A 26,378-nucleotide genomic window follows, 5' to 3' on the forward strand; every position below is an offset into this window, starting at 1 on the left:
GAGGAAACCAGGGTGCGGGGACGGCTGTACCGGCTGACCGCCGGGGTGTCGGCGGTGGCACCGACGGCAGGCCCGCCGGAGCCGCCACCCCGCCCGTACGGGCCGGGGGCCTCCCGCATACCGCCGGAGACGGGTGCGGGTGGCGTGCCGGCCGGCCGCCGCCCCGGGCCGGCCGCCGCCGACGGCCCCCGCGACGCCGGTTCCCTCGACCTCGGCGACTACCTCGACGGTGCCCCGCGTGGTCCCCGGCTGTATGACGACGACCATCCCGACGTCGGTCCCCGTCGCCCCGGCGACGTCCCTCGCGACGTCGGTCCACGTCGTCACGGCGACGGCTTTCCCGACGTCGGTCCCCGTCGTCGGGAGGGGGACGATCCGGCTGCGTTCCGCCCCGGCGACCTCGACCGCCGGTATCCCGCCGACGGTGACGACCCGGCACCGGCCGCCCCGCTGCCCGGTCCCGGTGTCTTCGACCCCGGCCGGCGCGGCGTCCGGGCGCTGGCGGCCGTGGCGGTGGCCGTGGTGCTCGGCGCGGGATTCTGGGCCTGGCGGTCCCGCCCACAGCCGGAACCGGTGCGCCCGGCGGCGACGGTGGCCGGGCCGGAGTCCTCCGGCGGGCCCGCGTCCGGTCCGGCCGTCGCGCCGACCGGCGAACTGGTGGTGGCGGTGGCCGGCCGGGTCCGCCGCCCCGGTCTCGTCCGGGTGCCGGCCGGCGCGCGGGTCGCCGACGCGGTCGAGGCGGCCGGCGGGGCACTGCCCGGCACCGACGTGGCACTGCTCAACCCGGCCCGGAAGGTGGCCGACGGGGAGCTGATCCTGGTCGGTGTCACCGCCCCACCCGGCGCGGCCGGTCCCGGTGCGGCCCCGGCCGGGCCGGCGGCGGCACCCGGCGGGGCGGCGCCGGGTGGCCGGGTCAACCTCAACACCGCCACGTTGGCCCAGCTCGACGCGTTGCCCGGGGTCGGCCCGGTGCTCGCCCAACGCATCCTCACCCACCGTGACCAGCACGGCGGCTTCCGCAGCGTGGGCGACCTGCGCCAGGTCGACGGCATCGGCGACGCCCGGTACGAACAGCTCAAGGACCTGGTGACGGTGTGACCGCCGACCGGACGCCCGACCTGCGGCTGGCCGGGCTGGCGGTGGCGGCCTGGTTGGCGGCGCTGGCCTGCCTGCACCTCACCACCCGCACGGCGGTCCTGCTCGCCGTGGGCGCCGCCGTCCTCGCCGCCCTGCTCGCCGCGCACCTGCTCGCGCTGCTGGGCACCCCGGCCGCCCCGGCCCGCCGGTACGGCTGGATACCCGTCGCCGTGCTGCTCGGCGTGGTCTGCGGCGGCACCGCCACCGCGGCCCGGCTGCACGTGCGGGACGCCGCACCACTGCGCCTGTTGGTCGACGACCGGGCCCGGGTCACCGTCGACCTGGTGCTCCGCGACGATCCCCGTCCGGTACGCGGGGCACCCGGCCGGCCGGCGACCCTGCTCGTCACCGCGCAGTCGAGCGTCCTCACCGACCCGCAGGGCCACCGCCTCCGGGTCCCGGTACGCCTGCTCGTGCTCGCCACCGACCCGGCCTGGCGGGGCCTGCTGCCGGGGCAGCGGCTGACCGCACAGGGCAGGCTCGCCGCGCCCCGGGGCGGCGACCTCACCGCCGCCGTGCTGACCGTGTCCGGTCCACCGGTCCGGGACGGGCCACCACCGTGGCTCCAGCGTGCCGCCGGCACCCTGCGGGCCGGCCTGCACCGGGCCTGCGCGCCGCTCCCGCCCGAGCAGGGTGGCCTGCTGCCCGGCCTGGTCGTCGGGGACACCAGCCGGTTGCCGGCCAGCGTGGAGGAGGACTTCCGGGCCACCGGGATGACCCATCTCAACGCGGTGTCCGGGTCGAACGTGGCGATCGTGGTCGGCGCGGTGCTGCTGCTGGCCCGCTGGGCCCGGGCCGGTCCCCGGCTGGCGGCGGTCCTCTGCGGGCTCGCCCTGATCGGCTTCGTCGTCCTGGTCCGCCCCTCGCCCAGCGTGGTGCGGGCGGCCACCATGGGGGCGATCGGGCTGGCCGCGTTGGCGGTCGGGCGGCCCCGGGCCACGCTGCCGGCGTTGGCTGCGGCGGTGACCGTGCTGGTCCTTGTCGATCCGGAACTGGCCGGGGACGCCGGTTTCGCGCTGTCCGTCCTGGCCACCGGCGGGCTGCTGCTGCTCGCCCCCGGCTGGCGCGACGGGCTGCGGCGTCGGGGCGTGCCGGCGGGGTTGGCGGAGGCGCTCGCCGTCCCGGCGGCGGCCCAACTCGCCTGCGGGCCGGTGGTGGCCGGCATCTCCGGCACGGTGAGCCTGGTGGCGGTGCCGGCCAACCTGCTCGTGGTGCCGGCGATCGCCCCGGCCACGGTGCTGGGGGTGACGGCGGCGGTCGTCTCGCCGGGGTGGCCGGCCGGGGCGGAGTTCGCCGCCTGGCTGGCGAGTTGGCCGGCCTGGTGGCTGGTCACCGTGGCCCGCGTGGGGGCCCGGCTGCCTGCCGGCACCCTGCCCTGGCCGGGCGGGCTGCCGGGCGCGTTGCTGCTGGCCGGGTTGACCCTGGGGCTGCTGCTGGCCGTCCGCCGGCCGCTGGTGCGTCGACTGGTGGCGGTCGGCGCGGCGGCGGTGGTGCTGGGCACCCTGCCGGTCCGGCTGGTGGCGAGCGGGTGGCCGCCGGACGGTTGGGTGGTGGTGGCGTGCGCGGTCGGGCAGGGGGACGCCGTCGTGCTGCCGGTGGCGGCCGGCCGGGCGGTGGTGGTGGACGCCGGTCCGGAGCCGTCGGCGGTGGACGGTTGCCTGCGGCGGCTCGGGGTACGCGAGGTCTCCCTGCTGGTGGTGAGCCACTTCCACGCCGACCATGTCGGTGGCGTGGCCGGGGTGGCCCGGGGCCGGCGGGTGGCCATGGTGCTCACCCCGACCCTGGCCGAGCCGGTGGCGGGACGGGATCTGGTGACGGCCGCCGTCGGGCCGGCGCGCCTGATGGTGCCGGCGGCCGGCTGGTCGTACCGGTCGCCAGGGGTGGAGGTGGTCGCGCTCGGGCCGCCCTACCCGCTGCGGGGCACCCGGTCCGACCCGAACAACAACTCCCTGGTGCTACGGGCCACGGTGGCCGGCGTACGCGTCGTGCTGCCGGGGGACGCGGAGACCGAGGAGCAGCGGGCCCTGCTGGACCGGGTGCCGCCGCACGCGTTGCGGGCCGAGGTGCTCAAGGTGGCCCACCACGGCAGCGCGTACCAGGACCCGGCCTTCCTCGACGCGGTCCGGCCGGCGGTGGCGCTGGTGCCGGTGGGGGTCGACAACGACTACGGGCATCCGAGCCCGGTGATCCTCGACCGGCTCGCCCGGTCCGGTGTGCGGGTGCTGCGGACCGACACCGACGGGGACGTGGCGGTGGTGGTCCGTTCCGGCCGGCTCGCGGTGGTCGGCCGGGGACTGCCGCCGGGCCGCCGGTGACCCGGTTGACCTGTGCCGGTGGACCGGCGGCCTGATGACCCGGTGGGCCGGCGCGGTCCGCCGTCCCGGCTCACGGTGGGGGAGAGGTGAGAGGAAATCCGGACTAGAAGGGATATTGCGTGCATTGGGTGGCAATCGAGGTAAATGTCTATATTTGCGCTGAGTGCGGGGTGGGCCGTCGCAGCCGTCGATGAGCAGGCGCGATCCGCCGCCGAGCCGTGCCAAGATGAGCGACGTGACCGGCGTCGACCTTGCCCCTATTCTGCTCGTCCTCGGCGACGAGGAGCTGCTCGCCACGCGCGCGGTGACCGAAGCCGTGGCGAAAGCCCGCAGCGTCGACCCGCAGGTCGACGTCCGGGAGTACCAGGCCGGGGCGTTGGCCGTCGGCGAGATCGCCGAGATGCTCAGCCCCTCGCTGTTCGGTGGACGGCGGGTGCTGGTGCTCCGCTCCGCCCAGGACGCCCGCAAGGACCTGGTCACCGCGCTGCTCGACTACGCCCGGAATCCCGACCCGGACGTCCAGTTGGTGGCCCTGCACCTGGGCGGCGGCAAGGGCAAGGCGTTCGCCGACGGGCTGCGGGCCGCCGGTGCCACGGTCGTTCCGGCCGCGAAGCTCAAGGGACATCGCGAACGGGTGGCGTTCGTCCGCGACGAGATCCGTCGGGGCGGTGGCAAGTGCACCGACGACGCGGCCGAGGCGCTGATCGCCGCCGTCGGCACCGACCTGCGGGAGCTGGCCGCCGCCTGCTCGCAACTGCTCGCCGACACCGACGGCCGGATCGGCGCGGACATGGTGGCCCGCTACTACCGGGGTCGGGTCGAGGTGAGCGGCTTCACCGTCGCCGACGCCACCATGATCGGCGACGTGCCGGCCGCCCTGGAGGCGTTGCGCTGGGCCCTGCACGTCGGGGTCGATCCGGTCCCGATCGCCGACGCCCTCGCCGACGGGGTCCGTACGGTGGCCCGGGTCGCTGCCGCCGGCCGGGGCGACCCCTACCAGCTGGCGAGCACCCTCGGTATGCCGGCCTGGAAGATCAAGAATGCCCAGCAGCGGGCCCGGGGCTGGACCCCGGAGGGCCTGGTCGAGGCGATGCGGGTGGCGGCCGAGTGCAACGCGGCGGTCAAGGGCGGTGCCGACGACCGGGGATACGCCCTGGAGAAGGCGGTCTTCTCGGTTGCCGCCGCCCGGCGGGGCAGCGCCCGGTGACCGGCCCCTCCCGCCCGGTGGTGGGGCGCGGTGGGCGGGTGACCGGCCCTTCCCGCCGGGTGGCGGGGCGCGGCGGGCCCGGATGGTCGGTCATGCCGGCGGACGACCGTCGCTACCGGCCGCTCTACGCCCGGCTGCTCGGTCTGCGCATCGTCAACCCCGGCGGGGTGCTCTGTTTCCTCTTCTTCGAGGGGGCGGTGGCGTTCGCGGTGCTCCTCGCCCTGGCCGAGCTGGTGAGCTGGTGGGCGGTGGCGGTGCTGCCGCTGGCGGTGGCGGTCATGGTCAAACTCAACGACGAGGTCGCCGGGCGGGTGGTCCACTCGGCGGCACTGGTGCCGGAGCAGGAACGCGACCGGTTCCGGCGGGAACTCGAACCGGTCGTCGGTCGCGCCCCGGTGCCGTACACGCTGCCCGGCACGGTGGTCACCAGCACGCCGCCACCGGGGGAGCCGGCCGGACCACCGCTGCGCTCCCGGCGCTACCACGGCTAGCCCGACCACCGTCGTCCCGCCACGACGTACCCGAGGCGGGCGACCGTCGCAGCGCACCAGCCAGCAGAGGGATGCAGTGCACCGCCGCCCGGGGTACGCGGCGTTCGGCCGTTCGGGAGACACCTCGCGGGGAACACGCAGCCGAGAGCCCCGGGGTGGTGCCCCGGGGCTCTCGGTCAGGTGTGGGTTTGCTCGGTCAGGCCGAGAACGAGTCGACGCGCTTCGCGATGGCCGACTTCCGGTTGGCCGCCTGGTTGGCGTGGATGACGCCCTTGCTGGCGGCCTTGTCGAGCTTGCGGGCGGCGTCACGCATCAGGGTGGTGGCCTTCTCGGTGTCACCAGCCTCCGCAGCCTCGTGGAACTTCCGGATGGCGGTCTTCAGCGACGACTTGACCGACTTGTTACGCAGCCGGCGCTTCTCGTTCTGCCGGTTGCGCTTGATCTGGGACTTGATGTTCGCCACGCGACAGCCTCGTCTTGATAGCTCGGTTTGGTCTGCAATCCGCGTGCGACGAGCATGCGTCATCGCCACGCGAAAAGCCAGGCTACCAGGTCGGCCGGGACGAGCCAAAACGCCCTGCCCGGACCGCACCGCCGACCGGTGCCCGGACCCACCACCGGCAGGCCGGGCCACGGCGGCGCGGGCCGCGCCACGGCGACCGGACCGGGCCGGACCGCGGTGGCGCGGCCCGGGTCAGTGCCAGCCCTGCCGGGCGGCGAGCCAGCGGAGCGCCTGTTCCCCGCTGAACCGCCGGTGCGCCCCGAGCAGCGCGGACGTGCCCGCCGGGTTTTCCCCGGCCGCCCCCGCACCCGGCGCGGGGTCGGCCGTCGCCGGTGGGCCGGCGGCGGTGAGGTAGTAGCCGGCGAGCGCGGCCAGCGTCACGTCCAGGGCGTCGGGTGGGGCGTCGGCCGCTGCCGGATGTGCGGCGAAGACGGCGTCCAGCCCGGCCCCGTCGGCGTACCCGGTGATCAACAGGCCGGCCAGGTCGAACCACGCGGGGCCGTGGCAGAGCCAGTTCCAGTCGCAGAACCAGGCCCGGCCGGCGGGGTCCAGCAGCACGTTGTCCACCCGCAGGTCGCCGTGGGCCAGGCCGGGCGCGGCTGCCGCGTACCCGGGCAGGCGGGACTCCAGCGCGACGAGTTCGGGCAGCCGGTCGCGGGCCGGCGGGATCAGCGGGGGCATCGGCTCCCGTCCGGCGGCCACCTCCTCCCACCACAGGATGTCGGAGCGGGCCAGGTCGGCCAGCCGGGGCAGGCCGAGCGCGGTCAGGCCGGCGGGTGGGTCGGCCAGCGCGGCGGCGACCCCGGCGTACCCGGCGAGCACGGCGGTCAGCTCGGCCGGGTCCCAGGGCAGGTGGGGCGTCCGGCCGTCGACGGCGTCCAGGCCGACCGCGTACCAGCCGGCCGCGTCGAGCGCCCAGTGCGGGCGGGGCACCGGCAGGCCGGCCGGCAACCGGGCGAGGACGGCAAGTTCCCGGGCGTACCAGTCGGCCAGGTGGCGTTGCCGGGCCAGGTCGGCGGCCTTGACGAAGACCCGCGCACCGGTGGCCGTGGTGAGCACGGCGGCGAAGCCGCCGGTGAAGCCCGCGGTCGCGGTCCGGGCCGCGACCACCGGCGCGCCGAGCCGGCCGCCGATCGCGTCCCGCAGGCCGTCGGGCAGGTCCCGCCAGTCGGGTCGCACGGCGGTCTCGTGGTACGGCGGCGGCGTCGCGGACACCCCACCATCGTGCCCGGTCCGGCCGGGCACGGTGACCGGCGCCCGGCCGGGTGGGGCCGGCGGCCGGCGCGGGTCTGGGAGACTCCAGGCCATGAGGACCGACGACTTCTGGCAGTTGATCGACCAGGCCCGGGCCGGGGGCGGGGGAGAGGCCGAGGCGGTCGCGGCACGGGCGGTCGCGTTGCTCGCCGAGCGCACCCCGGAGGACATCGTCGGGTACGCGCACCACCAGCAGCGGGTGCTGGCCGCCTCGTACCGGGTCGACCTGTGGGGTGCGGCGTACCTGATCAACGGGGGTGCCTCCGACGACGGGTTCGAGTACTTCCGGGGCTGGCTGATGACCCAGGGCCGGGCGGTCTTCGCCGCCGCGGTGGCCGACCCGGATTCGCTGGCCGGGCTGCCCCGGGTGCGGTCGGCGGCGCTCAGTGGCGAGGAGTTCGAGTGCGAGGACATGCTGGCGGTGCCGTGGGACGCGTACCGGAAGGCGACCGCGAGTGACCTGCCGGCGCAGCGGGACGCGGTGCCGGTGCCGGACCTGAACGACTTCTGGGACTTCGACGACGAGGCGGAGGCCCGCCGTCGGCTGCCGAAGCTCGCCGCCCTCTTCGTCGAGCCGCCCGAGGAGTGAGCCCGGCGAGTGGGCCACCGGCGGGGCCGCCGCCGGGTACCCCAGGAGTGATCGGACCGGGTTCGGAGCGACGTGGGAGCATAGAGGGGGCCGGCGGCGCGTCGGCCCGCTCACGTCAGCCGACCAGAACGGACCGCTGTGCCACCGACGCTCGATCCCGGCGCGAACGCTCCTGGTGCCACCGACCCGGCGCGCATCCGGAACTTCTGCATCATCGCCCACATCGACCACGGGAAGTCGACCCTGGCCGACCGGATGTTGCAGCTCACCGGCGTGGTCGATCCCCGGCAGATGCGCGCGCAGTACCTCGACCGAATGGACATCGAGCGCGAGCGCGGCATCACCATCAAGAGCCAGGCCGTCCGGATGCCGTGGACCGTCCGCGACGGCGAGCGGGCCGGTGAGCAGGCCGTCCTGAACATGATCGACACCCCGGGCCACGTGGACTTCACCTACGAGGTGTCCCGTTCGCTTGCCGCCTGCGAGGGGGCGCTGCTGCTGGTCGACGCCGCCCAGGGCATCGAGGCGCAGACACTGGCGAACCTCTACCTGGCGCTGGAGAACGATCTCAGGATCATTCCGGTGCTCAACAAGATCGACCTGCCGGCCGCCCAGCCCGAGAAGTACGCCGAGGAGCTGGCCCACCTGATCGGCGGCGACCCGGCCGACTGCATCAGGGTCTCCGGCAAGACCGGCGACGGGGTGCCGTACCTGCTCGACGAGATCGTCCGGCAGTTCGTCCCGCCGGTCGGTGACGCCGACGCGCCCGCCCGTGCGATGATCTTCGACTCGGTGTACGACGTCTACCGGGGCGTGGTCACCTACGTCCGGGTCATCGACGGCCGGATCAGCGCCCGGGACCGGATCAAGATGATGTCCACCGCCGCCGTGCACGAGCTGCTGGAGATCGGCGTCATCTCACCCGAGATGGTCAAGGCCGACGCGCTCGGCGTCGGCGAGGTGGGCTACCTGATCACCGGGGTGAAGGACGTCCGCCAGTCCCGGGTCGGTGACACCGTCACCATCAACGCCCGGCCGGCCACCGAGGCGCTCGGCGGCTACAAGGATCCGAAGCCGATGGTCTACTCCGGCCTCTACCCGATCGACGGTTCGGACTACCCCAACCTGCGTGAGGCGCTGGACAAGCTCAAGCTCAACGACGCCGCGCTCGACTACGAGCCGGAGACGTCGGGCGCGCTCGGCTTCGGCTTCCGCTGCGGCTTCCTGGGCCTGCTGCATCTGGAGATCATCCGGGAGCGGCTGGAGCGGGAGTACAACCTCGACCTGATCTCCACCGCGCCGAACGTGGTCTACCGGGCCATCACCGACGACGGCCAGGAGATCGTGGTGACCAACCCGAGCGAGTACCCCACCGGCAAGATCGCCGAGGTGTACGAGCCGGTGGTGCGGGCCACCGTGCTCACCCCGAACGACTACGTGGGCGCGGTGATGGAGCTGTGCCAGGGGCGGCGGGGCAGCCTGCTCGGCATGGACTACCTCTCCGCCGACCGGGTGGAGCTGCGCTACACCCTCCCGCTCGCCGAGATCATCTTCGACTTCTTCGACCAGCTCAAGAGCCGGACCAAGGGGTACGCCTCGCTGGACTACGAGCCCTCCGGCGAGCAGGCGTCCGACCTGGTCAAGGTGGACATCCTGCTGCACGGCGAGCCGGTGGACGCGTTCAGCGCGATCGTGCACAAGGACAAGGCGTACAACTACGGCACGACGATCGCGGCGAAGCTGCGCAACCTGATCCCGCGCCAGCAGTTCGAGGTGCCGATCCAGGCGGCCATCGGCAGCCGGGTGATCGCCCGGGAGACCATCCGCGCCATCCGCAAGGACGTCCTCGCCAAGTGCTACGGCGGTGACATCAGCCGCAAGCGCAAGCTGCTGGAGAAGCAGAAGGAGGGCAAGAAGCGGATGAAGATGGTGGGCCGGGTCGAGGTCCCCCAGGAGGCCTTCATCGCCGCGCTCTCCTCGGACTCCGCCGACGCCAAGCCGGCCGGCAAGAAGTAGCCCGCCCCGGCGGCGCGGACGCCCGGCCCGGTCGGCTCGGCCGCGCCCCGGCTACGGCCGTCCCGGTGCCCCACGACGGCCGGCGGCCCGGTGTTCCGACCGGGCCGCCGGCCGTCGGCACGCCCGCCCCCCGGTGTCGTACGGACGAAATTTTTCCGCCCTCCCCGCTGCTGCGGGCGGGCCGGCGCGGGCGTCCTGAGCTGCGCGGACATCGAAGGCCGGCGAACCGACGCAGCGGCATCGGATCGACGTGCGGCGACATGTGTGGTGGTGAGTCGGTTTGGTTTTCTGGCGGGTCGGGAACCTAGCTGTCACGACAGGAACCACACATACCGTGTGACTCAATCTTCAGGAGGAGGGCGACCGTGGAGTTCACCGTCTGGGGCATCATCACCGCGCTCGTTGTTGGTCTCATCGTCGGCGCTCTGGGCCGTCTGGTCGTGCCGGGCCGCCAGAACATGCCGATCTGGCTGCACATGCTGATCGGTGTCGGCGCCGCGCTGCTGGGCACGGTGCTGGCCCGCGCCATGGGCATCGCCACCCAGACCGCCGGCATCGACTGGACCGAGCTGCTGGTGCAGGTCGTCCTCGCCGCCATCGCCGTGGCCCTGGTGGCCGGCGTGGGTCGCCGCCGCGGCGTCACCCACCGGTAAGTCAAGCGGCACCGCCGAGCGGGCGCGGGTCGGGCGGTGGGGGCCGTCGCCGGTGGCGGGCGGTCTAGACCAGATCGTTACCGGAGTCGGTTTGGAGATTCTCCGCTTCGGGAATCTATCGATCACCACAGCAACAAACACCTCACCAACGACATATCTACTGAAGGAGGACGGCCGTGGAGTTCACCGTCTGGGGCATCATCACCGCGCTCGTCGTCGGTCTCATCGTCGGCGCCCTGGGTCGCCTGGTCGTGCCGGGTCGCCAGAACATGCCGATCTGGCTGCACGTGCTGATCGGTGTCGGCGCCGCGCTGCTGGGCACGGTGCTGGCCCGGGCGATGGGCATCGCCACCCAGACCGCCGGCATCGACTGGGCCGAGCTGCTGGTGCAGGTCGTCCTCGCCGCCATCGCCGTGGCCCTGGTGGCCGGTGTGGGTCGGCGTCGGGGCGTCACCCACCGGTGACCGACCCGCCGGCCGTGACCGGTCGGCACGTACCACCGCAGCGGATGCCCGCCCCCGGACCGGGGGCGGGCATCCGCTCGTCCGGCTGCCGGCCGTCGATCCCGCCGGGTCGTCGCGGGGTCTGCCTGAGCGGCCCCCGCCTGCGATACGGTCGCCTCGCCGAACGCCCCGCCGGCCGCCGCCGCCCCGTCGACGGTCCGCCCGTGCGGGGCGGCACCCACCCCCTGTCGTAAAGGAAATTTTCCTACTAGGGTGCGGCTGAGAAGGTTAGTGCCGGACGGCGCGAGGGAGATGTGGCGTGAACAGGTGGAAGCGGCTGGCCCCGGTCACCGCCGTCGTGGCCTCGGCCGTGATGGTGCTCGCCGGTTGCGGTGGTTCCGGCGACGACGAAGCCGCCGACGACAGCAAGCTGACGGTCTGGATGATGGGCGAGGGGAGCGACGCCCAGACGGCGTTCCTCGACGGCGTCGAGACCGAGTTCCGGCAGCGGCACCCCGACACCGACGTGGTGGTCCAGTACATCCCCTGGCTGGAGGCGCCGAAGAAGTTCCAGGCGGCGCTCGCCGGCGGTGAGGGCCCCGACGTGACCGAACTGGGCAACACCGAGACCCAGGGCTGGGCGGCCCAGGAGGCGCTCGCCGACATCTCCGGCCGCTTCGGCGGCTGGGCCGAGGGTCGGGACGTCCTGCCCGACCTGGTGCGCAACGCCCAGCTCGACGGCAAGCAGTACGGCGTCCCCTGGTACGCCGGGGTACGCGCCGTCTACTACCGCACCGACTGGTTCGCCGAGGCCGGCGTGCAGCCGCCGAAGACCTGGGACGAGCTGGTCTCGGTCGCCAAGGCGGTGCAGGCCAAGAAGCCCGGCAGCTACGGCATCGCCCTGCCGGGCAACTCCGAACTGCCGTTCTACTCCTTCCTCTGGGGTGCCGGCGGCGAGATCGCCACCGACCAGGGCGGCACCTGGAAGTCCGGTTACACCAGCCCGCAGGCCCAGCGGGCGGTCAAGTTCTGGACCGACCTGGTGACCGTGCACAAGGTCGCCCCGCCCGCCGCCGCCGGGTGGAACGAGATCGACGCCCGTACCCAGTTCGCCACGGGCAAGGCGGCGATGGCCTTCGCCGGCAGTTGGCAGGCCGGCGCGATCAAGAAGGACAACCCCGACATCGAGAAGGTCTGGGGGACCTTCCCGATCCCCGGCCCGGACGGCGGCCCGGCCCCCGCCTTCGCCGGTGGCTCGGACGTCGCCCTCTGGCAGGACAGCAAGCGGCAGGACCTGGCCTGGGACTACCTGACCGTGCTGCTGAACAAGAAGAACGCGAAGACCTTCGCCGGCAGCCTCGGCTTCTTCCCGGTCTACTCCGACCTCGTGCAGGGCGGCGACTACGCCGACGACAAGCTGATGGCGGCGTTCGCCAGCACCATGCAGCGCACCCGGGTCACCCCGCTGACCCCGAAGTGGGTGGAGGTCAGCCGGACGAAGACGATCACCCAGGCGATGAACAGCTCGGTCATCAAGGGCCAGAAGTCGGTGCAGCAGGCCACCGCCGACGCCGCCGCCGAGATGGAAAGCATCCTCAACGCCAAGTGAGCACCCTGACCGAGCACACCCCGACGGCCGCCGCCCGGGAGACCCCCACGCGGCGGCGGCCCCGGGTGGACCGCCTGCCGTACCTGCTCCTGCTGCCCTGCCTGGTCGTGATCGGGGTGCTGCTGCTCTGGCCGTTGGGCCAGGTGGTGGCGATGTCGTTCTTCCGGCTGAACAGCGTCCGGCAGTTGCGCGGGGACCGGGAGTGGCCGTTCGTCGGGCTGGCCAACTACACCCAGATCCTCGGCGACCCGTTCTTCCGTACGGTGCTGCGCAACACCGTGCTCTTCGCGGCGGCGAACGTGCTGCTGACGATGGTGCTGGGCACCCTGGTCGGGCTGCTGCTGCACCGGCTGGGCCGCCGGATGGCCACCTTCGTCGCCAGTTGCGTGATGCTGGCCTGGGCCACCCCGGCGCTGACCGGCACGATCGTCTGGAAGTGGATCTTCGATGACACCTCCGGCCTGGTCACCTGGGCGTTCAACGCCCTGCCCGACGGGCTGTCGCAGGCGCTCTTCGGCCGCACCGACTGGTCGGGTTACGGCTGGTTCAACTCGCCGCTGCTGTTCTTCGCGATCCTGACCCTGGTGGTGGTCTGGCACTCGTTCCCGTTCATCGCGGTCAGCGTGCTCGCCGGGCTCAAGAGCGTGCCGAGCGAGCTGCACGAGGCGGCCCGGGTCGACGGGGCCGGCCCGTGGACGGTGTTCTGGAAGATCACTTTTCCGCTGCTGCGGCCGGTCTTCGGCATCCTGGTGGTGCTCTCCACCATCTGGGACTTCAAGGTCTTCACCCAGCAGTTCGTGCTGGCCGGCGGCACCCAGGACCGGCCGACGTTCATGCTGGCCCTCTACTCGTACGCCGAGGCGTTCTCCCCGCCACCCAAGTACGGCGTGGGCTCGGCCATCGCGGTCATCCTCACGCTGATCCTGCTGCTGGTGACCGGCCTGTACGTCCGGATGGTGCTCAGGCAGGAGGACGCGTCGTGAAGAAGGTCGCCCTCAACGGCGCGGGCCTGCTGGTCGCGCTCTTCGCCGCCTTCCCGGTCTACTGGATGATCGCCACCTCGCTGAAGCCGAACCGGGAGATCTTCTCGGCCACGCCCCGGCCGGTGCCGGCCCACCCCACCCTGGAGCACTACCGGGAGATCCTCACCGGCAACCTGATCCCGGGCGTGACCTTCGGCGACTTCCTGCTGAACAGCGTGCTGGTGGCCGTCAGCACGGTCGTGCTCAGCGGACTGGTGGCGCTGCTTGCCGCTACGGCGGTGGCCCGGTTCCGGTTCCGGCTCCGGACCACCTTCCTGATCATGCTGCTGGTGGTGCAGATGATCCCGCTGGAGGCGCTGGTCATCCCGCTGTTCCTGATGATCCAGCGGCTCGGCCTCTACAACACCCTGCCCAGCCTGATCCTCACCTACCTGGGCTTCTCGCTGCCGTTCGCGGTGTGGATGCTGCGCGGCTTCGTCGCGGCGGTCCCCAGGGAGCTGGAGGAGGCCGCCGCCATCGACGGCGCCAGCCGCACCCAGACGTTCCGCAAGGTCCTCTTTCCACTGGTCGCGCCGGGCCTGGTGGCCACCAGCATCTTCTCCTTCATCACCGCCTGGAACGAGCTGATCTTCGCGTTGACCTTCGTCAACGACCAGAGCCGCTACACCCTGCCGGTGGCGATGACCTTCTTCTTCGGCCGGGACGACACCGCCTGGGGGTCGGTGATGGCCGCCTCCACGCTGTTCACCCTGCCCGTGATCGTCTTCTTCCTGCTGGTGCAGCGCCGGATGGTCTCCGGTCTGGTGGCGGGTGCCGTCAAGGGCTGAGCCGGGACGGCGACCGCCCGCACCCGGCCGTACCCTGGGGCCATGACGGGCAGGGTGGCGGCGGTGAACCTCGGCGTGGTGACGCAGGCGCGGTGGGCGGGTGACGCGAGCGGGCGCAGCGGCATCGACAAGCGGCCGGTCGACGGTCCGGTGCTGCTGCACGCCGACGGGGTGGCCGGTGACTTCATCGGCGAACGGCCCCAGCACGGCGGCCCCGACCAGGCGGTCTACGCCTACGCGCAGGAGGACGCCGGCTGGTGGTCGGCCGAACTGGGCCGCGACATCAGCCCCGGCGGGTTCGGCGAGAACCTGACCACCTGGGCGGTGGACGTGACCGGCGCGGTGATCGGCGAACGCTGGGCGGTCGGTTCGGCGCTGCTCCAGGTCACCAAGCCGCGCACCCCCTGCACGACCTTCGCCGGCTTCTGGGGGGTGCCCGACCTGATCAAACGGTTCACCGTCCGGGCCGCCCCCGGGGCCTACCTGCGGGTGCTGCGCGACGGCGAGGTGAGCGCGGGCGACCCGGTGGAGGTGGTGGACCGGCCGGCGCACGGCGTCACCATCGGCGAGGTGTTCCGGGCCACCAGCCTGGAGCCGGAGCTGCTGCCCCGGCTGCTCGACGTCCCCGAGCTGCCCGCCTCGACCATGGAGAAGGTGCGCCGCCGGTTGAACGTCGCCGGCTGACCGGCCCGCAGGCCGGGCGGGACTGCCCGCCGGCAGGTCAGGCGGGGTCGGCGAAGACCTCGGCCAGCACCCGGGGTTCGGTCGCCCGGCCGTCGGCGACCTTCGCCCACCGGCCGTTGTCGGCGTTCCACTCCAGCCCGTCGAAGCGCACCCGCTTCACCCCGTGGTCGGGGGCGTGCGAGACCAGCCAGTGCGCGTACCGCCAGCCGTCCCGGGCGTCCGCGGCGGGCACCGTCACGTCGGTCAGCTCGGCCACCGCACCGGCGTCGGGCAACCCCCAGTCGAGGGTCAGGCCACGGGTCAGCTCGGCCGCCGCGGCCTGCCCGCGCATCACCGGGGTACGCCCCACCGTGCAGGCCACCGCCCCGGTCGCCTCGCCGAGCAGGGCCCGCGCCAGCACCTGGGACTCGTCGGCCCACTTCTGGTACGCCTTCGGGTACGCCGAACGCTGCACCGCCTGGGCGGCGTCGGTGACCTCCATCCGCTCCCAGCCGCGTACCTTCTTCAGCGCCTTGTAGAACCGGTTCGCCGCGTACCGCTGGTCGCGGATCTGCTCCGGGGTGCCCCAACCCTGGCTGGGACGCTGCTGGAAGAGGCCGAGCGAGTCACGGTCGCCGTGGGCGAGGTTGCGCAGCCCCGACTCCTGGTACGCGGTGGCCAGGGCGACCACGACGGCCTGTTCGGGCATCTGCCGCTGCATGCCGATCGCGGCGATGGTGGCCGCGTTGGCCATCTGGTCGGCGTCGAGCTTCACGGTGCCGTCGGCCTGCACGGTGCAGCTACGGCCGGCGACGGGAAGCCGGAACTCCCCGTCGAGTTGACGGACTCCCCAGCCCCCGACGATGGCGAACAACGCCACCACGACCCCGGCTGCCACGAATGTCCGTGTCCGCACCCGCACCTCCCGTTTCAACGTTCGCCAAGCGTACGTCGCCAACCGGTGGCCCCGGGTCGGTCGACCGGTTCACGTTCCCGCAGGAAATCGGGATAAACCAGGTCAATGCCGGGGCACCCAGGCCGCGTCCCGCTTCTGCCGGAACGCCTCCACGCCCTCGCGGCCCTCCTCCGACAGGAAGTAGCCGGTGGACCGGGCGGACAGGTCGGCGATCTCCGCACGCAGGTCCGTGGCGGCCGGGCGGCGCAGCAGCTCCTTCGTCCCGGCCAGCGCCCCGGGGGCGCCCCGGACCAGCGACGCGCAGTACCGCGCCACCGCCGCGTCCAGCTCGCCGGCCGGCACGGCGGCGGTCACCAGCCCCACCTCGGCGGCCCGCCGGCCGTCGAAGGTGTCGCCGGTCAGGTACAGCTCGGCGGCGGCCCGGGGGTGCAGCCGGGGCAGCACGGTCGCCGAGATCACCGCCGGGATCACCCCGATCCGCACCTCGGTGAAGGCGAACGTCGCCTCAGACGCGCAGACCGCCAGGTCGGCCGCCGCGATCAGGCCCAACCCGCCCGCCCGCGCCGGCCCGGCCACCCGCGCCAACACCGGCTTCGGGCACTCCCGCACCGCCACCAGCACGTCACCGAGCATCCCGGCCGGCACCGACCCGCTGGCGTACGCCGCCGCCGTCTCCTTCAGATCGGCCCCGGAGCAGAACACCGGGCCGGTGTGGTCCAGCACGACCACCCGGACCGCGTCGTCGGCGACCGCCGTGGCGATCCCGGCCAGCAGCTCGGTCATCAGCGGGGTGGAGAGCGCGTTGCGGTTGTGCGGGCTGTCCAGGGTGAGGGTGGTCACCCCACGGGCCGTGGCGACCCGCACGAGTCGGTCGGGAGAGGTCATGCCGGGCACACTAGTGGCCATGCCCGGCGTCCTTCCAGATGGTGAGACCGTTCCCGTGGACGGTGCGCTGCCCGCCACCGCCCTGCCCGCCGTCGGCGCGCGCGGGTTCGGCGTCTACCTGCACGTGCCGTTCTGCGCCAGCCGGTGCGGCTACTGCGACTTCAACACCTACACCGCCGCCGAGCTGGGCGGGGGCGTCGGCCGGGAGTCGTACGCCGACACCGTGCTGGCCGAGCTGGCGCTCGCCGCCCGGGTGCTCGGCGACGCGCCACCGCCCCGGGTCGACACGGTCTTCGTCGGCGGCGGGACCCCCACCCTGCTGCCCGCCGACGACCTGGCCCGCCTGCTCGACGGCATCGACCGCACCTGGGGGCTGGCCGCCGACGCCGAGGTGACCACCGAGGCCAACCCCGAGTCGGTCACCCCGCAGTCGCTGAAGACCCTGCGCGCCGCCGGCTACACCCGGATCTCGCTGGGCATGCAGTCCGCCGCCCCCGGGGTGCTGGCGGTCCTCGACCGCACCCACCGCCCCGGCCGGGCCGTCGACGCCGCCCGGGAGGCCCGCGACGCCGGGTTCGACCACGTCAACCTCGACCTGATCTACGGCACGCCGGGGGAACGCCCCGAGGACTTCGCCGCCTCGCTGGAGCAGGTGGTCGCCGCCGGGGTCGACCACGTCAGCGCGTACGCCCTGATCGTGGAGGACGGCACCCGGCTGGCGGCCCGGATGCGGCGCGGCGAGCTGCCGTACCCCTCCGACGACGTGGCGGCGGACCGTTACCTGGCGGCGGAGGCCGCCCTCGACGCGGCCGGTTTCTCCTGGTACGAGGTCTCCAACTGGGCCCGCACCGGGACGGCCCGGTGCCGGCACAACCTGCTCTACTGGACCGGCGGCGACTGGTGGGGCCTCGGCCCGGGGGCGCACAGCCACGTCGGCGGGGTGCGCTGGTGGAACGTCAAACACCCCAGCACGTACGCCCAGCGGCTCGCCGCCGGGCACTCACCCGGCCTGGCCCGGGAGATCCTCAGCCCGGCCGAGACGCACACGGAGGACGTGATGCTGCGCCTGCGGCTCGCCTCCGGGCTGCCGCTGGACGTGCTGGACGACGTGGGCCGGGCCGCCGCCGCGCGGGCGCTCGCCGACGGGCTGCTGGACCCGGTGGCGTACCCGCAGGGGCGGGCGGTGCTCACCCTGCGCGGCCGGCTGCTGGCCGACGCGGTGGTCCGCGACCTGCTGCCCTGAGCACCGGCCCGCCGCGCACCGCAGCGGGGCGCGCCGGGGCGGGCGGTGGTGCCCGACCGGCCGGGGGAGCGGCCGGCCGGGACTCACTTGATGAAGCTGGTGGACATCGGGTAGCGGTAGGCCTGACCCTCGTTGGCCTTCATGCCGGCGATGATCCCGAACAGGATCTGGATTACCACGACCGCGATGCTGGGCAGGAAGAGCAGGCACCAGCTCACGAACAGCAGCACGAACGCGATGATCGACCAGAGGATCTGGAAGTTCAGCGCGGCCAGCGCCTGCGCCCGGACGGCCGGCGACTGCTGCCCGCGCACCAGGTAGGCGATCAGCGGGGCGACGAAGCCGAGCGGGCCGAAGCTGATCAACGCGCCGGCGGCACCGCCGAAGTGCGCGACCAGCGCCCAGGTCTTGTCCTCGCTGTTGGCGTAGCCGCCGCTCGGCGCACCGTAGGTGCCGCCGGTCGGGTATCCGCCACCGGGCGGGGGGTAGCCACCCGGCGGTGGGTAGCCGCCGGCCGGCGGCTGGTCACCGGTGGGCGGCGGATACCCGCCGGGCGGGGGATACCCGCCCGCCCCCGGCGCGCCGGACAGTGGTGCGGTGGGCGGCTCGTATGGCGAGCCCTGGGGCGCGGTCGGGTCCGGCGGGACGCCGTCCCCCGCGCCGGGAGGGCGAGGTGGTTCAGTCATGCCCGCCACGGTAGGGGCTGCCGGCAAGGGTGCACCAGAGCGACACTGGTGAGGTTGGCCTCGACGTTCGGTCAGCGCCCGCGCCGGCATCCGCCGGGGCGGGCGCACCGACGGTCCGTCTTGATCATCGCGGCGGCGGCCCTGCCGACGTAGACTGGCACTCGCTACAGTCGAGTGCCAGAGTGCTTGCCCGGGCGCGGCAGCGCCCGGGGCGACGTGCGTCAGGAGGTGGGAGATGGGTCTCGACGACCGCAAACTCGCCGTGCTGCGGGCGATCGTCGAGGACTACGTCGCCACGCAGGAGCCCGTCGGCAGCAAGACGCTCGTCGAGCGGCACCAGCTCGGGGTCTCCCCGGCGACCGTCCGCAACGACATGGCGGTGCTGGAGGAGGAGGGCTACATCCGGCAGCCGCACACCAGCGCCGGCCGGGTCCCCACCGACCGGGGCTACCGCCTCTTCGTCGACCGGCTCTCCCGGGTCAAGCCGCTCAGCCCGGCCGAACGCCGGGCCATCGAGCGCTTCCTGGTCGGCGCGGTCGACCTCGACGACGTGGTGCACCGCACCGTACGCCTGCTGGCGCAGCTCACCCGGCAGGTCGCCGTGGTGCAGTACCCGTCGCTGGCCCGCTCGTCGGTGCGCCACCTGGAACTGGTGCCGATCTCCACCACCCGGCTGATGCTGGTCATGATCGCCGACACCGGGCGGGTCGAGCAGCGGCTGGTCGAGCTGCCCGCGCCGGTCCCCGCCGACGACGTCCTCGACCTGCGCCGGCTGGTCAACGAGAAACTCGTCGGGAGTCGGTTGTCCGACACTCCGCCGCTGGTGCAGGCGCTGGTCGACGAGAGTGCTCCGCACCTGCGCGGCGCAATGACCACCCTGTCTACCGTGCTGCTGGAGACCCTGGTGGAACGCACCGAGGAGCGGCTGGCGCTGGCCGGCACCGCCAACCTCACCCGGGGCGGCCTGCTCGACTTCCAGGGCTCGCTGCGACCCATCCTGGAGGCGCTCGAAGAGGAGGTCGTGCTACTCAAGCTGATCGGCGAGGCGGAGCCGAGCACCACCCGGGTGCTGATCGGCGACGAGAACGAGATCGACAACCTCCGCGCCGCCTCGGTGGTCAGCACCGGGTACGGCCCGGGCACCACCATCGTCGGCGGGCTGGGCGTGCTCGGCCCGACCCGGATGGACTACCCCGGCACCATCGCCACGGTGCGGGCCGTGGCACGCTACGTGGGCGAGCTGCTGGCCCAGAACTGACCAGTCAGGGCCGGCGGCCGGCTCCGGCCGCCGACCGGCGCAAACGCGAGACGAACATGAGGACACGGAACGCAGTGGCCAGGGACTACTACGGCATTCTCGGCGTGAGCCGGGAAGCCTCCGACGACGAGATCAAGCGCGCCTACCGCAAGCTGGCGCGGCAGTTCCACCCGGACGTCAATCCGGACCCGGAGGCACAGGAGAAGTTCAAGGACATCAACGCCGCGTACGAGGTCCTCTCGGACGACCGGAAGCGGCAGATCGTCGACCTGGGCGGCGACCCGCTCGCCCCGGGCGGCGGGGGCGCCGGCGGCCCGGGCGGCCCCGGCGGGGCCGGTCCGTTCGTCGGCTTCCAGGACATCATGGACGCCTTCTTCGGCGGCGCGGCCGGTGGCACCCGTGGCCCCCGACCGCGTACCCGGCCCGGGGCCGACGCGATCCTGCGGCTGGAACTGGACCTGCACGAGACCGCCTTCGGCGTCGAGGCCCCGATCACGGTCGACACCGCCGTGCTCTGCACCACCTGCTCCGGGGCGGGCACCGCGGCCGGCACCCACCTGGCGACCTGCGAGGCGTGCGGCGGCCGGGGCGAGGTGCAGTCGGTGCAGCGCACCTTCCTCGGCCAGGTCGTCTCGGCCCGGCCGTGCACCGTCTGCCAGGGCTACGGCACCACCATCCCGCATCCCTGCCCGACCTGCGCCGGCGACGGCCGGGTACGTACCCGCCGCTCGCTGACCGTCAAGATCCCGGCCGGGGTCGAGGACGGCATGCGCATCCGGCTCGCCCAGCAGGGCGAGGTCGGCCCGGGTGGCGGCACCGCCGGTGACCTCTACGTCGAGATCCACGAGCGGCCGCACGACGTCTACTCCCGCAAGGGCGACGACCTGCACTGCCGGGTCACCGTGCCGATGACCGCCGCCGCGCTGGGCACCCGGCTCACCATCAAGACGCTGGACAGCGACGAGAACGTCGACGTCAAGGCCGGCACCCAACCGGGCAGCACGCTACGGCTGCGCGCCCGGGGCGTACCGCACCTGCGCGGCACCGGCCGGGGCGACCTCTACGTCCACCTCGACGTGCGTACCCCGACCAAGCTCGACGCCGACCAGGAGAAGATGCTGCGGGACTTCGCCAAGACCCGGGGCGAGGAGGTCGCCGAGCTGAGCAAGCAGGGTGGCTTCTTCTCCCGGATGCGCGACGCCTTCAACGGCCACGCCTGACCCGGCCGTACCGGGACAGCGGAGCTTCGGCCTCCTCGTGCCGGCTGGCCTGCCTCGTCCCGGCTGGCCTGCCCGGGTCCTGGCTTGCTCGTTTCGGCTGGCCTGCCCGGCCCTGGCTGGCTTGTTCGGCCGGGCCCGGCCGGGGTCCGGGTGGCTTCTCGGCCGGGCCGGCCGGTTAGCCTGAGCGGCGTGTCCGCGCCGCTGTTCCTGGTCGAGTCGCTGCCCCCTGCCGACCAGTTCACCCTGGACGGCCCCGAGGGGCACCACGCCGCCACCGTGCAACGGCTGCGCGTCGGCGAGGAACTGCTGCTCGCCGACGGGCGGGGCGGCACCGCCACCGCCGTGGTCACCGCCGTCGGCCGGGGCGCCCTCGACGTCACCGTCACCTCCCGGGGGTACGTCGACGCGGACGTCCCCCGGCTGGTCGTGGTGCAGGGCATCGCCAAGGGCGACCGGGGCGAACTGGCCGTGCAGGCGATGACCGAGGTCGGGGTGGACGAGATCGTGCCCTGGGCGGCGTCCCGCTCGGTGGCGCAGTGGCGCGGCGACCGGGGCGTACGGGCCCGGGAGAAGTGGGTGGCGACGGCCCGGGAGGCGGCCAAACAGGCCCGCCGGGCGTGGCTGCCGGTGGTGGCCGGGGCCCCGGACGAGTCGACCGCCACGGTGGCGCGCCGGATCGCCGGGGCGGGCACGGCGTTCGTCCTGCACGAGGAGGCCGAGGAACGGCTCACCGCGGTCGACCTGCCGACCACCGGCGAGATCGTCCTGGTCGTCGGGCCGGAGGGCGGCATCGCCCCGACCGAGCTGACCACCTTCACCGACGCGGGCGCCCGCCCGGTACGCCTGGGACCCTCGGTCCTGCGCACCTCCACCGCCGGCCCCGCCGCCCTGGCCGTCCTCTCCACCCGCCTCTCCCGCTGGTAACCCACCTCGCCCTGCCCCACCCCGCCGAGCCCCGCCCCGAACCTGCCCGCTGCCCCGCCCAGCCCGCCCCGCCCCGCCCGCCCCGCCCGCCCCGCCCCGCCCGCGTTGATCAAGAGGTTTGCGTCACCCCCCGGCCCGATTCCCGCCCCAAACTTCTTGATCACTGCCCCGCGACGCTGTCTCCCGACGGTGCGCCGGGTGATCAAGAGCTTTGCGTCATCCCCGGCCCGATTCCCGCCGCAAACTTCTTGATCACCGTCCCTCGACGTCACCCCGCACCACCGTCCCCGGCGGTGCGTCCGGTGATCAAGAGGTTTGGGTCATCGGCGGGCCTGGGATTGACGTAAAGCTCTTGATCAACGCGGGCGGGGGCGGGCGGAGGGGCGGAGGGGTGGGGAGGGAGTAAAGGAACGAGGGTGGTCTTTAGAGTGGGGGGATGGGAGCCGACTGTCTGTTCTGCCGCATCGTCGCCGGGGAGATTCCGGCCACCATCGTCAAGGAGACCGCCACCACCCTGGCCTTCCGTGACATCGGGCCGAAGGCGCCGGTGCACGTGCTGATCATCCCCAAGGAGCACTACGCCGACGTGGCGACGCTCGGCCAGGGTGACCCCGCGCTGGCCGGCGAGGTGCTGGCCACGGCGGCGGCGGTGGCCGAGGACGAGGGGCTGACCGGCGACGGCTTCCGGCTGATGTTCAACACCGGCCCGTACGGCGGTCAGGAGGTCTTCCACGTGCACGCCCATCTGCTCGGCGGCGCGCCCCTGGGCCCGATGCTGGCCCGGGACCTGGTGTGATGTCGACGGCCGACGGGGAACCCGAGCCGGACGGCGACGGGGCGCAGGTACGGCGTCGGCTGGAACGGATGGTCCGCGGGACCCAGGCGCAGGCACGGGTGCCCGCCCTGGCGGTGGCGCTGCACCGGGCCGACAGTCCGCTCTGGAGCTTCGAGGTCGGCGGCACCGGCAACGACACCGTCCTCGGCCCGGCGAGCCGGTTCCGGATCGGCTCGGTCACCAAGACCTTCACCGCCGCGCTGGTGATGCAGTGCCGCGACGACGGGCTGCTCGACCTGGACGACCCGCTGGGCCGGCACCTGCCGCTGCCCGCGCACGGCGAGCTGACCGTACGCCGGTTGCTCTCGCACACCGCCGGGCTGCAACGCGAGCCGTACGGCGACGTGTGGGACACGCTGCGCGCGCCGCAGGTGGACGAGTTGGTCGCCGACCTGGCCCGGGTCGAGCGGGTGCTGCCCACCGGCCGCCGTTACCACTACTCCAACCTGGGCATGGCGCTGCTCGGTCGGCTGGTCGGCGCGTTGCGCGGCGGCACCTGGGCCGAGGTGCTCGCCGACCGGGTGCTCACCCCGCTGGGACTGGCCGGCACCTCGGTCGACCCGGGGCCGCAGGCGGTGACCGGTTTCCTGGTCGACGCGTACTCCGACGAGGTGCATCCGGAGCCGCCGACCGACTTCGGGGCGATCGGGCCGGCCGGCCAGCTCTGGAGCACCGCGACGGACATGGCCCGGTGGGCGGCGTTCCTGGCCGACCCGGCCGCGCTGGACCCGACCGGGGCGGTGCTCGCCGCGACGACGCTGGACGAGATGCGCTGGCCGGTGACCACCACCGACGAGACGGTCTGGAAGGCCGGCTTCGGGCTCGGTCTGATCCTGGTCCCGTTCGCGGACCGGGTGGTGCACGTGGGGCACGACGGCGCGATGCCGGGGTTCCTGGCCGGGGTCTACGGCCGGCGCGGCGGGGACGGCACGGCCGGCGCGATGGGCTGCGCGGTGCTCGCCTCCAGCGGTACCGCCGCCGAGGTGTTGGAGCTGCCGCACCGGCTGCTCGCCGCCTCGGCCGAGCACGACCCGGCGGAGGTCGTGCCGTGGCGGCCGGGCCCGGGAGCGCCCGGACCGCTGCGCGGGTTGCTGGGCCGCTGGTGGGGCGAGGGCTTCGAGTACATCTTCTCCTGGCACGACGGGGCGTTGCGGGCCCGGGGCGCGGACGATCCGGCGGGGCGGCCCCCGGCGGTGTTCGCGCCGACGCCGCAGTCGCCGGACGTGTTCCGGACGGTCTCCGGGCGGGAGGTCGGGGAGTTGCTGCGGCTCACCCGCGACGACGACGGGACGGTGGTCGCGATGCACTGGGCCACCTACCGCTTCACCCGCCACCAGGAGACCTTCGACCGGTACGACTTCCGGGCCTGACCGGGCCGGCCCCCGGCCGGATGCCAACCCCCCGGCCGCCGGCCCGACGCCGGCCCGGGAGGGCGGTACGACCGCCCGGTCCGAACCGGGCGGGAAAAGTGACGCGGTGCCGCCGGGGCCGAGCGGATACGATGGGAGTATCGTCCGCACGCCGCGCCAGCAGGGCACGGCGCGAGATGGAAGCAGGTGGCGCAGGGCCCCACGGCCCGACCTATGACCGGCACCCCACCTCCCGGCCCGCCCCGGGTGCAGACCAGGATCACGGTTCCCGATGCCAAGATCATGGTCAACCTGCTCGGCGCGGGCGACGAGATCCTGCGACTCGTCGAACGTTCGGTCACCAGCGACGTGCACGTTCGCGGCAACGAGATCACCATCACCGGCGCGCCCGCGGACAACGCTCTCGCCGAGCGCCTCTTCAGCGAGCTGCTCGAACTGATCGAGAAAGGCGAGACCCTGACCACTGACGCTGTCCGGCGTACCGTCGGCATGCTCGAACAGGGCGGCACCGAGCGGCCCGCCGAGGTGCTCACCCTCAACATCCTCTCCCGGCGCGGGCGCACCATCCGCCCCAAGACGCTGGGGCAGAAGACGTACGTCGACTCGATCGACGCCAACACGATCGTGTTCGGCATCGGCCCGGCCGGCACCGGCAAGACCTACCTGGCGATGGCGAAGGCCGTGCAGGCGCTCCAGGCCAAGCAGGTCAACCGGATCATCCTGACCCGTCCGGCGGTCGAGGCGGGCGAGCGGCTGGGCTTCCTGCCGGGCACCCTGAACGAGAAGATCGACCCGTACCTGCGCCCGCTCTACGACGCGCTGCACGACATGCTCGACCCGGAGTCCATCCCGAAGCTGATGGCCGCCGGCACCATCGAGGTGGCCCCGCTGGCGTATATGCGGGGTCGCGCGCAGCCGTACGACGCACGGGTGCTGACTCCGGAAGGTTTCCGGCCGTTCGGGTCGTTGCGGGTCGGCGACCTGGTCATCGGCTCGAACGGGACGCCCACACCGGTGATCGGCATCTACCCGCAGGGCCCCAAGCAGGTCTACCGGGTCACGACCCAGGACGGCGCGTCCACTCTCTGCTGTGGTGAACACCTCTGGACCGTGGCCACCCCGGAGGACAAGCGGCGTGGCGGTCGGCGCACCCTCGAGACGCGCGAGATGATCGGCAAGGAGCGGCGGGGGCACATCCGCCGGTACGAGCTTCCGGTCGTGGCACCGGTGCAGCTCGAGTCGCAGGAGGTGCCGCTCGACCCGTACGCCCTCGGTCTGCTGCTCGGCGACGGTGCCATCTCGTCGCGGGCCACCCCGGCCTTCAGCACCGCCGACCCGGAGTTGGCCGACGCGCTCGCTGCGGCACTGCCCGGCATCGAGCTGGTGCGCAAGAGCAACTACGACTACGTGCTCCGGCATGTCGACGGTCACCGGGGCGGGGTGATCGTCGCCAACCCGGTGACGCTCGTCCTTCGTGAACTGAATCTTGCCGGTGCGAAGTCGGCGACCAAGTTCGTGCCCGACGTCTACCTGCAGAACGGTGTCGACGTGCGGCTGGCCGTCCTGCAGGGGCTGCTGGACACCGATGGGGGGCCGGTCGTCCAGGCGGGGCGCACCTGTCGGGTGCAGTACTCGACGACGTCGGCCCGGTTGCGGGACGACGTCGTCTACCTGGTCCAGTCACTCGGTGGGGTGGCGACCTGGCGGGTGCGGGAGGCTGAGGGACGAACGCCTGGTCTGGCCAACGGGCTTCCGGTTCCGCACCGCGCCGACGCCTACGTCGTGGAGATCCGGCTGCCTTCGGGTGTTCCGCCGTTCCGGCTGGCCCGCAAGCGCCAGCGGTACGACGAGCACGGCGGCGGACGACCGATGCGGTTCATCGACTCGATCCTGCCGGCCGGGGTCCAGGAGACGATGTGCATCCAGGTGGCGGCCGAGGACTCGTTGTACGTGACCGACGACTTCCTGGTCACCCACAACACCCTCAACGACGCGTTCATCATCCTGGACGAGGCGCAGAACACCACGCCCGAGCAGATGAAGATGTTCCTCACCCGGCTCGGCTTCGGTTCCAAGATCGTGGTGACCGGTGACGTCACCCAGGTGGACCTTCCGGGCGGGACGGCCAGCGGGCTGCGGGTGGTCCGGGAGATCCTGGGCCACGTCGAGGATGTGCACTTCGCGCAGCTGTCCAGCGCGGACGTGGTCCGGCACCGGCTGGTCGGTGAGATCGTCGACGCGTACGCCCGCTGGGACGAGCGGGAGAACCAGCAGGCGCAGGGCGTGCACGCCGTGCCGGGGCGGACCGCCCAGGGCGGCCGGGCCGGCCGACGCCGCTAACCAATCAGAGGA

General features: G+C 73.5%; 23 protein-coding genes and 3 pseudogenes. 21 read left to right on the forward strand and 5 right to left on the reverse strand.

The annotated features are described in order from the left end of the window. Window positions 1-249: 249 nt before the first annotated feature. From H1A17_RS35540 to H1A17_RS10495, 4 genes are all read left to right on the forward strand, one after another. Window positions 250-1,098, forward strand: coding sequence for a helix-hairpin-helix domain-containing protein (locus H1A17_RS35540; RefSeq protein WP_375372805.1), 849 nt, complete (start codon window positions 250-252; stop codon window positions 1,096-1,098). Continuing rightward, the gene (locus tag H1A17_RS10485; protein WP_194821748.1) at window positions 1,095-3,452 is read left to right on the forward strand and encodes a ComEC/Rec2 family competence protein; all 2,358 of its coding nucleotides are present in this window, start codon (window positions 1,095-1,097) and stop codon (window positions 3,450-3,452) included. Before H1A17_RS35540 ends, H1A17_RS10485 begins: the two co-directional genes overlap by 4 nt. 226 nt (window positions 3,453-3,678) lie before the next feature. Then, the gene (holA, locus tag H1A17_RS10490; RefSeq protein WP_145921296.1) at window positions 3,679-4,659 is read left to right on the forward strand and encodes a DNA polymerase III subunit delta; all 981 of its coding nucleotides are present in this window, start codon (window positions 3,679-3,681) and stop codon (window positions 4,657-4,659) included. Between the two features lie 92 nt (window positions 4,660-4,751). Further along, complete coding sequence (locus H1A17_RS10495) at window positions 4,752-5,150, forward strand: hypothetical protein (protein ID WP_145921295.1); 399 nt, start codon at window positions 4,752-4,754, stop codon at window positions 5,148-5,150. Window positions 5,151-5,346: 196 nt separating this feature from the next. On the opposite strand, the gene rpsT is transcribed toward H1A17_RS10495, so the two are convergent. Next, a complete protein-coding gene (rpsT, locus tag H1A17_RS10500; protein ID WP_088644372.1) occupies window positions 5,347-5,613 on the reverse strand; it encodes a 30S ribosomal protein S20 in 267 nt (88 codons plus the stop codon). Window positions 5,614-5,844: 231 nt separating this feature from the next. Beyond that, window positions 5,845-6,867: an aminoglycoside phosphotransferase family protein gene (locus H1A17_RS10505; protein ID WP_309236751.1), complete on the reverse strand. Its 1,023-nt coding sequence runs from the start codon at window positions 6,865-6,867 to the stop codon at window positions 5,845-5,847. Window positions 6,868-6,958: 91 nt separating this feature from the next. Here H1A17_RS10505 and H1A17_RS10510 point away from each other — a divergent pair, with 91 nt between their 5' ends. The 8 genes from H1A17_RS10510 (at window position 6,959) to H1A17_RS10545 (ending at window position 14,710) form a co-directional block, all read left to right on the forward strand. Next, the gene (locus tag H1A17_RS10510; RefSeq protein WP_145921294.1) at window positions 6,959-7,495 is read left to right on the forward strand and encodes a DUF4240 domain-containing protein; all 537 of its coding nucleotides are present in this window, start codon (window positions 6,959-6,961) and stop codon (window positions 7,493-7,495) included. A 138-nt stretch (window positions 7,496-7,633) separates the two neighbouring features. Continuing rightward, on the forward strand, window positions 7,634-9,511 hold the full coding sequence (lepA, locus tag H1A17_RS10515) for a translation elongation factor 4 (protein WP_145921293.1): 1,878 nt from the start codon (window positions 7,634-7,636) through the stop codon (window positions 9,509-9,511). A 365-nt stretch (window positions 9,512-9,876) separates the two neighbouring features. Continuing rightward, complete coding sequence (locus H1A17_RS10520) at window positions 9,877-10,164, forward strand: GlsB/YeaQ/YmgE family stress response membrane protein (RefSeq protein ID WP_145921292.1); 288 nt, start codon at window positions 9,877-9,879, stop codon at window positions 10,162-10,164. Between the two features lie 176 nt (window positions 10,165-10,340). After that, window positions 10,341-10,628 carry a GlsB/YeaQ/YmgE family stress response membrane protein gene (locus H1A17_RS10525; RefSeq protein ID WP_194821750.1) on the forward strand — a complete coding sequence of 96 codons (288 nt, stop codon included), beginning with the start codon at window positions 10,341-10,343 and terminating at the stop codon, window positions 10,626-10,628. Window positions 10,629-10,926: 298 nt separating this feature from the next. Next, window positions 10,927-12,216, forward strand: coding sequence for a sugar ABC transporter substrate-binding protein (locus H1A17_RS10530; protein ID WP_194821751.1), 1,290 nt, complete (start codon window positions 10,927-10,929; stop codon window positions 12,214-12,216). Beyond that, the gene (locus H1A17_RS10535; RefSeq protein WP_194821752.1) at window positions 12,213-13,199 is read left to right on the forward strand and encodes a carbohydrate ABC transporter permease; all 987 of its coding nucleotides are present in this window, start codon (window positions 12,213-12,215) and stop codon (window positions 13,197-13,199) included. The genes H1A17_RS10530 and H1A17_RS10535 overlap by 4 nt, the downstream gene beginning before the upstream one ends. Beyond that, complete coding sequence (locus tag H1A17_RS10540) at window positions 13,196-14,026, forward strand: carbohydrate ABC transporter permease (RefSeq protein WP_194821753.1); 831 nt, start codon at window positions 13,196-13,198, stop codon at window positions 14,024-14,026. The genes H1A17_RS10535 and H1A17_RS10540 overlap by 4 nt, the downstream gene beginning before the upstream one ends. Before the next feature lie 42 nt (window positions 14,027-14,068). Next, on the forward strand, window positions 14,069-14,710 hold the full coding sequence (locus H1A17_RS10545) for an MOSC domain-containing protein (RefSeq protein ID WP_145921288.1): 642 nt from the start codon (window positions 14,069-14,071) through the stop codon (window positions 14,708-14,710). Window positions 14,711-14,747: 37 nt separating this feature from the next. Here H1A17_RS10545 and H1A17_RS10550 read toward each other — a convergent pair whose 3' ends face one another. Together H1A17_RS10550 and H1A17_RS10555 are read right to left on the reverse strand one after the other, a co-directional pair. Continuing rightward, window positions 14,748-15,611, reverse strand: a complete 864-nt coding sequence (locus H1A17_RS10550) for a hypothetical protein (protein WP_145921287.1) — start codon at window positions 15,609-15,611, stop codon at window positions 14,748-14,750. Window positions 15,612-15,707: 96 nt separating this feature from the next. Next, the gene (locus tag H1A17_RS10555) at window positions 15,708-16,490 is read right to left on the reverse strand and encodes an enoyl-CoA hydratase-related protein (protein WP_145921286.1); all 783 of its coding nucleotides are present in this window, start codon (window positions 16,488-16,490) and stop codon (window positions 15,708-15,710) included. 19 nt (window positions 16,491-16,509) lie between these two features. Between H1A17_RS10555 and hemW the strand changes: the two genes are divergently transcribed. Further along, complete coding sequence (gene hemW / locus H1A17_RS10560) at window positions 16,510-17,733, forward strand: radical SAM family heme chaperone HemW (RefSeq protein ID WP_194821760.1); 1,224 nt, start codon at window positions 16,510-16,512, stop codon at window positions 17,731-17,733. Between the two features lie 83 nt (window positions 17,734-17,816). Here the strand turns inward: hemW and H1A17_RS10565 are convergent, their stop codons facing one another. Continuing rightward, window positions 17,817-18,419, reverse strand: a complete 603-nt coding sequence (locus H1A17_RS10565) for a DUF4870 domain-containing protein (protein ID WP_145921284.1) — start codon at window positions 18,417-18,419, stop codon at window positions 17,817-17,819. 235 nt (window positions 18,420-18,654) lie between these two features. On the opposite strand from H1A17_RS10565, the gene hrcA reads away from it, so the two are divergent. From hrcA to H1A17_RS34370, 8 genes and pseudogenes are all read left to right on the forward strand, one after another. Then, entirely contained in the window at window positions 18,655-19,677 is a 1,023-nt protein-coding gene (hrcA, locus tag H1A17_RS10570; RefSeq protein WP_145921283.1) for a heat-inducible transcriptional repressor HrcA, read from the forward strand. A gap of 74 nt (window positions 19,678-19,751) precedes the next feature. After that, window positions 19,752-20,897, forward strand: a complete 1,146-nt coding sequence (dnaJ, locus tag H1A17_RS10575) for a molecular chaperone DnaJ (protein WP_194821761.1) — start codon at window positions 19,752-19,754, stop codon at window positions 20,895-20,897. A gap of 189 nt (window positions 20,898-21,086) precedes the next feature. Further along, entirely contained in the window at window positions 21,087-21,821 is a 735-nt protein-coding gene (locus H1A17_RS10580; protein ID WP_145921281.1) for a 16S rRNA (uracil(1498)-N(3))-methyltransferase, read from the forward strand. Window positions 21,822-22,257: 436 nt separating this feature from the next. Next, window positions 22,258-22,617 carry a histidine triad nucleotide-binding protein gene (locus H1A17_RS10585; protein ID WP_145921280.1) on the forward strand — a complete coding sequence of 120 codons (360 nt, stop codon included), beginning with the start codon at window positions 22,258-22,260 and terminating at the stop codon, window positions 22,615-22,617. Continuing rightward, a complete protein-coding gene (locus tag H1A17_RS10590) occupies window positions 22,617-24,026 on the forward strand; it encodes a serine hydrolase (RefSeq protein WP_145921279.1) in 1,410 nt (469 codons plus the stop codon). Before H1A17_RS10585 ends, H1A17_RS10590 begins: the two co-directional genes overlap by 1 nt. Before the next feature lie 213 nt (window positions 24,027-24,239). Continuing rightward, window positions 24,240-24,935 (forward strand): annotated as a pseudogene (locus tag H1A17_RS34360) (PhoH family protein); the annotation flags it as partial. A gap of 258 nt (window positions 24,936-25,193) precedes the next feature. After that, window positions 25,194-25,739, forward strand: a pseudogene (locus tag H1A17_RS34365) (LAGLIDADG family homing endonuclease); the annotation flags it as partial. A 267-nt stretch (window positions 25,740-26,006) separates the two neighbouring features. Beyond that, window positions 26,007-26,366 (forward strand): annotated as a pseudogene (locus H1A17_RS34370) (PhoH family protein); the annotation flags it as partial. Between the last annotated feature and the right edge of the window lie 12 nt (window positions 26,367-26,378).

The sequence above is a fragment of the Micromonospora sp. S-DT3-3-22 genome, assembly GCF_015354745.1.
Taxonomy (GTDB): Bacteria; Actinomycetota; Actinomycetes; order Mycobacteriales; family Micromonosporaceae; genus Micromonospora; species Micromonospora wenchangensis.

Excerpts from the sequence above, each read along its gene's own strand:
- H1A17_RS10510 (WP_145921294.1), top strand. The coding sequence starts at position 6,959 with ATGAGGACCGACGACTTCTGGCAGTTGATCGACCAGGCCCGGGCCGGG.
- holA (WP_145921296.1), top strand. The coding sequence starts at position 3,679 with ATGAGCGACGTGACCGGCGTCGACCTTGCCCCTATTCTGCTCGTCCTC.
- H1A17_RS10545 (WP_145921288.1), top strand. The coding sequence starts at position 14,069 with ATGACGGGCAGGGTGGCGGCGGTGAACCTCGGCGTGGTGACGCAGGCG.
- hemW (WP_194821760.1), top strand. The coding sequence starts at position 16,510 with ATGCCCGGCGTCCTTCCAGATGGTGAGACCGTTCCCGTGGACGGTGCG.
- hrcA (WP_145921283.1), top strand. The coding sequence starts at position 18,655 with ATGGGTCTCGACGACCGCAAACTCGCCGTGCTGCGGGCGATCGTCGAG.
- H1A17_RS10495 (WP_145921295.1), top strand. The coding sequence starts at position 4,752 with ATGCCGGCGGACGACCGTCGCTACCGGCCGCTCTACGCCCGGCTGCTC.
- H1A17_RS10590 (WP_145921279.1), top strand. The coding sequence starts at position 22,617 with ATGTCGACGGCCGACGGGGAACCCGAGCCGGACGGCGACGGGGCGCAG.
- H1A17_RS10565 (WP_145921284.1), bottom strand. The coding sequence starts at position 18,419 with ATGACTGAACCACCTCGCCCTCCCGGCGCGGGGGACGGCGTCCCGCCG.
- H1A17_RS10585 (WP_145921280.1), top strand. The coding sequence starts at position 22,258 with ATGGGAGCCGACTGTCTGTTCTGCCGCATCGTCGCCGGGGAGATTCCG.
- H1A17_RS10555 (WP_145921286.1), bottom strand. The coding sequence starts at position 16,490 with ATGACCTCTCCCGACCGACTCGTGCGGGTCGCCACGGCCCGTGGGGTG.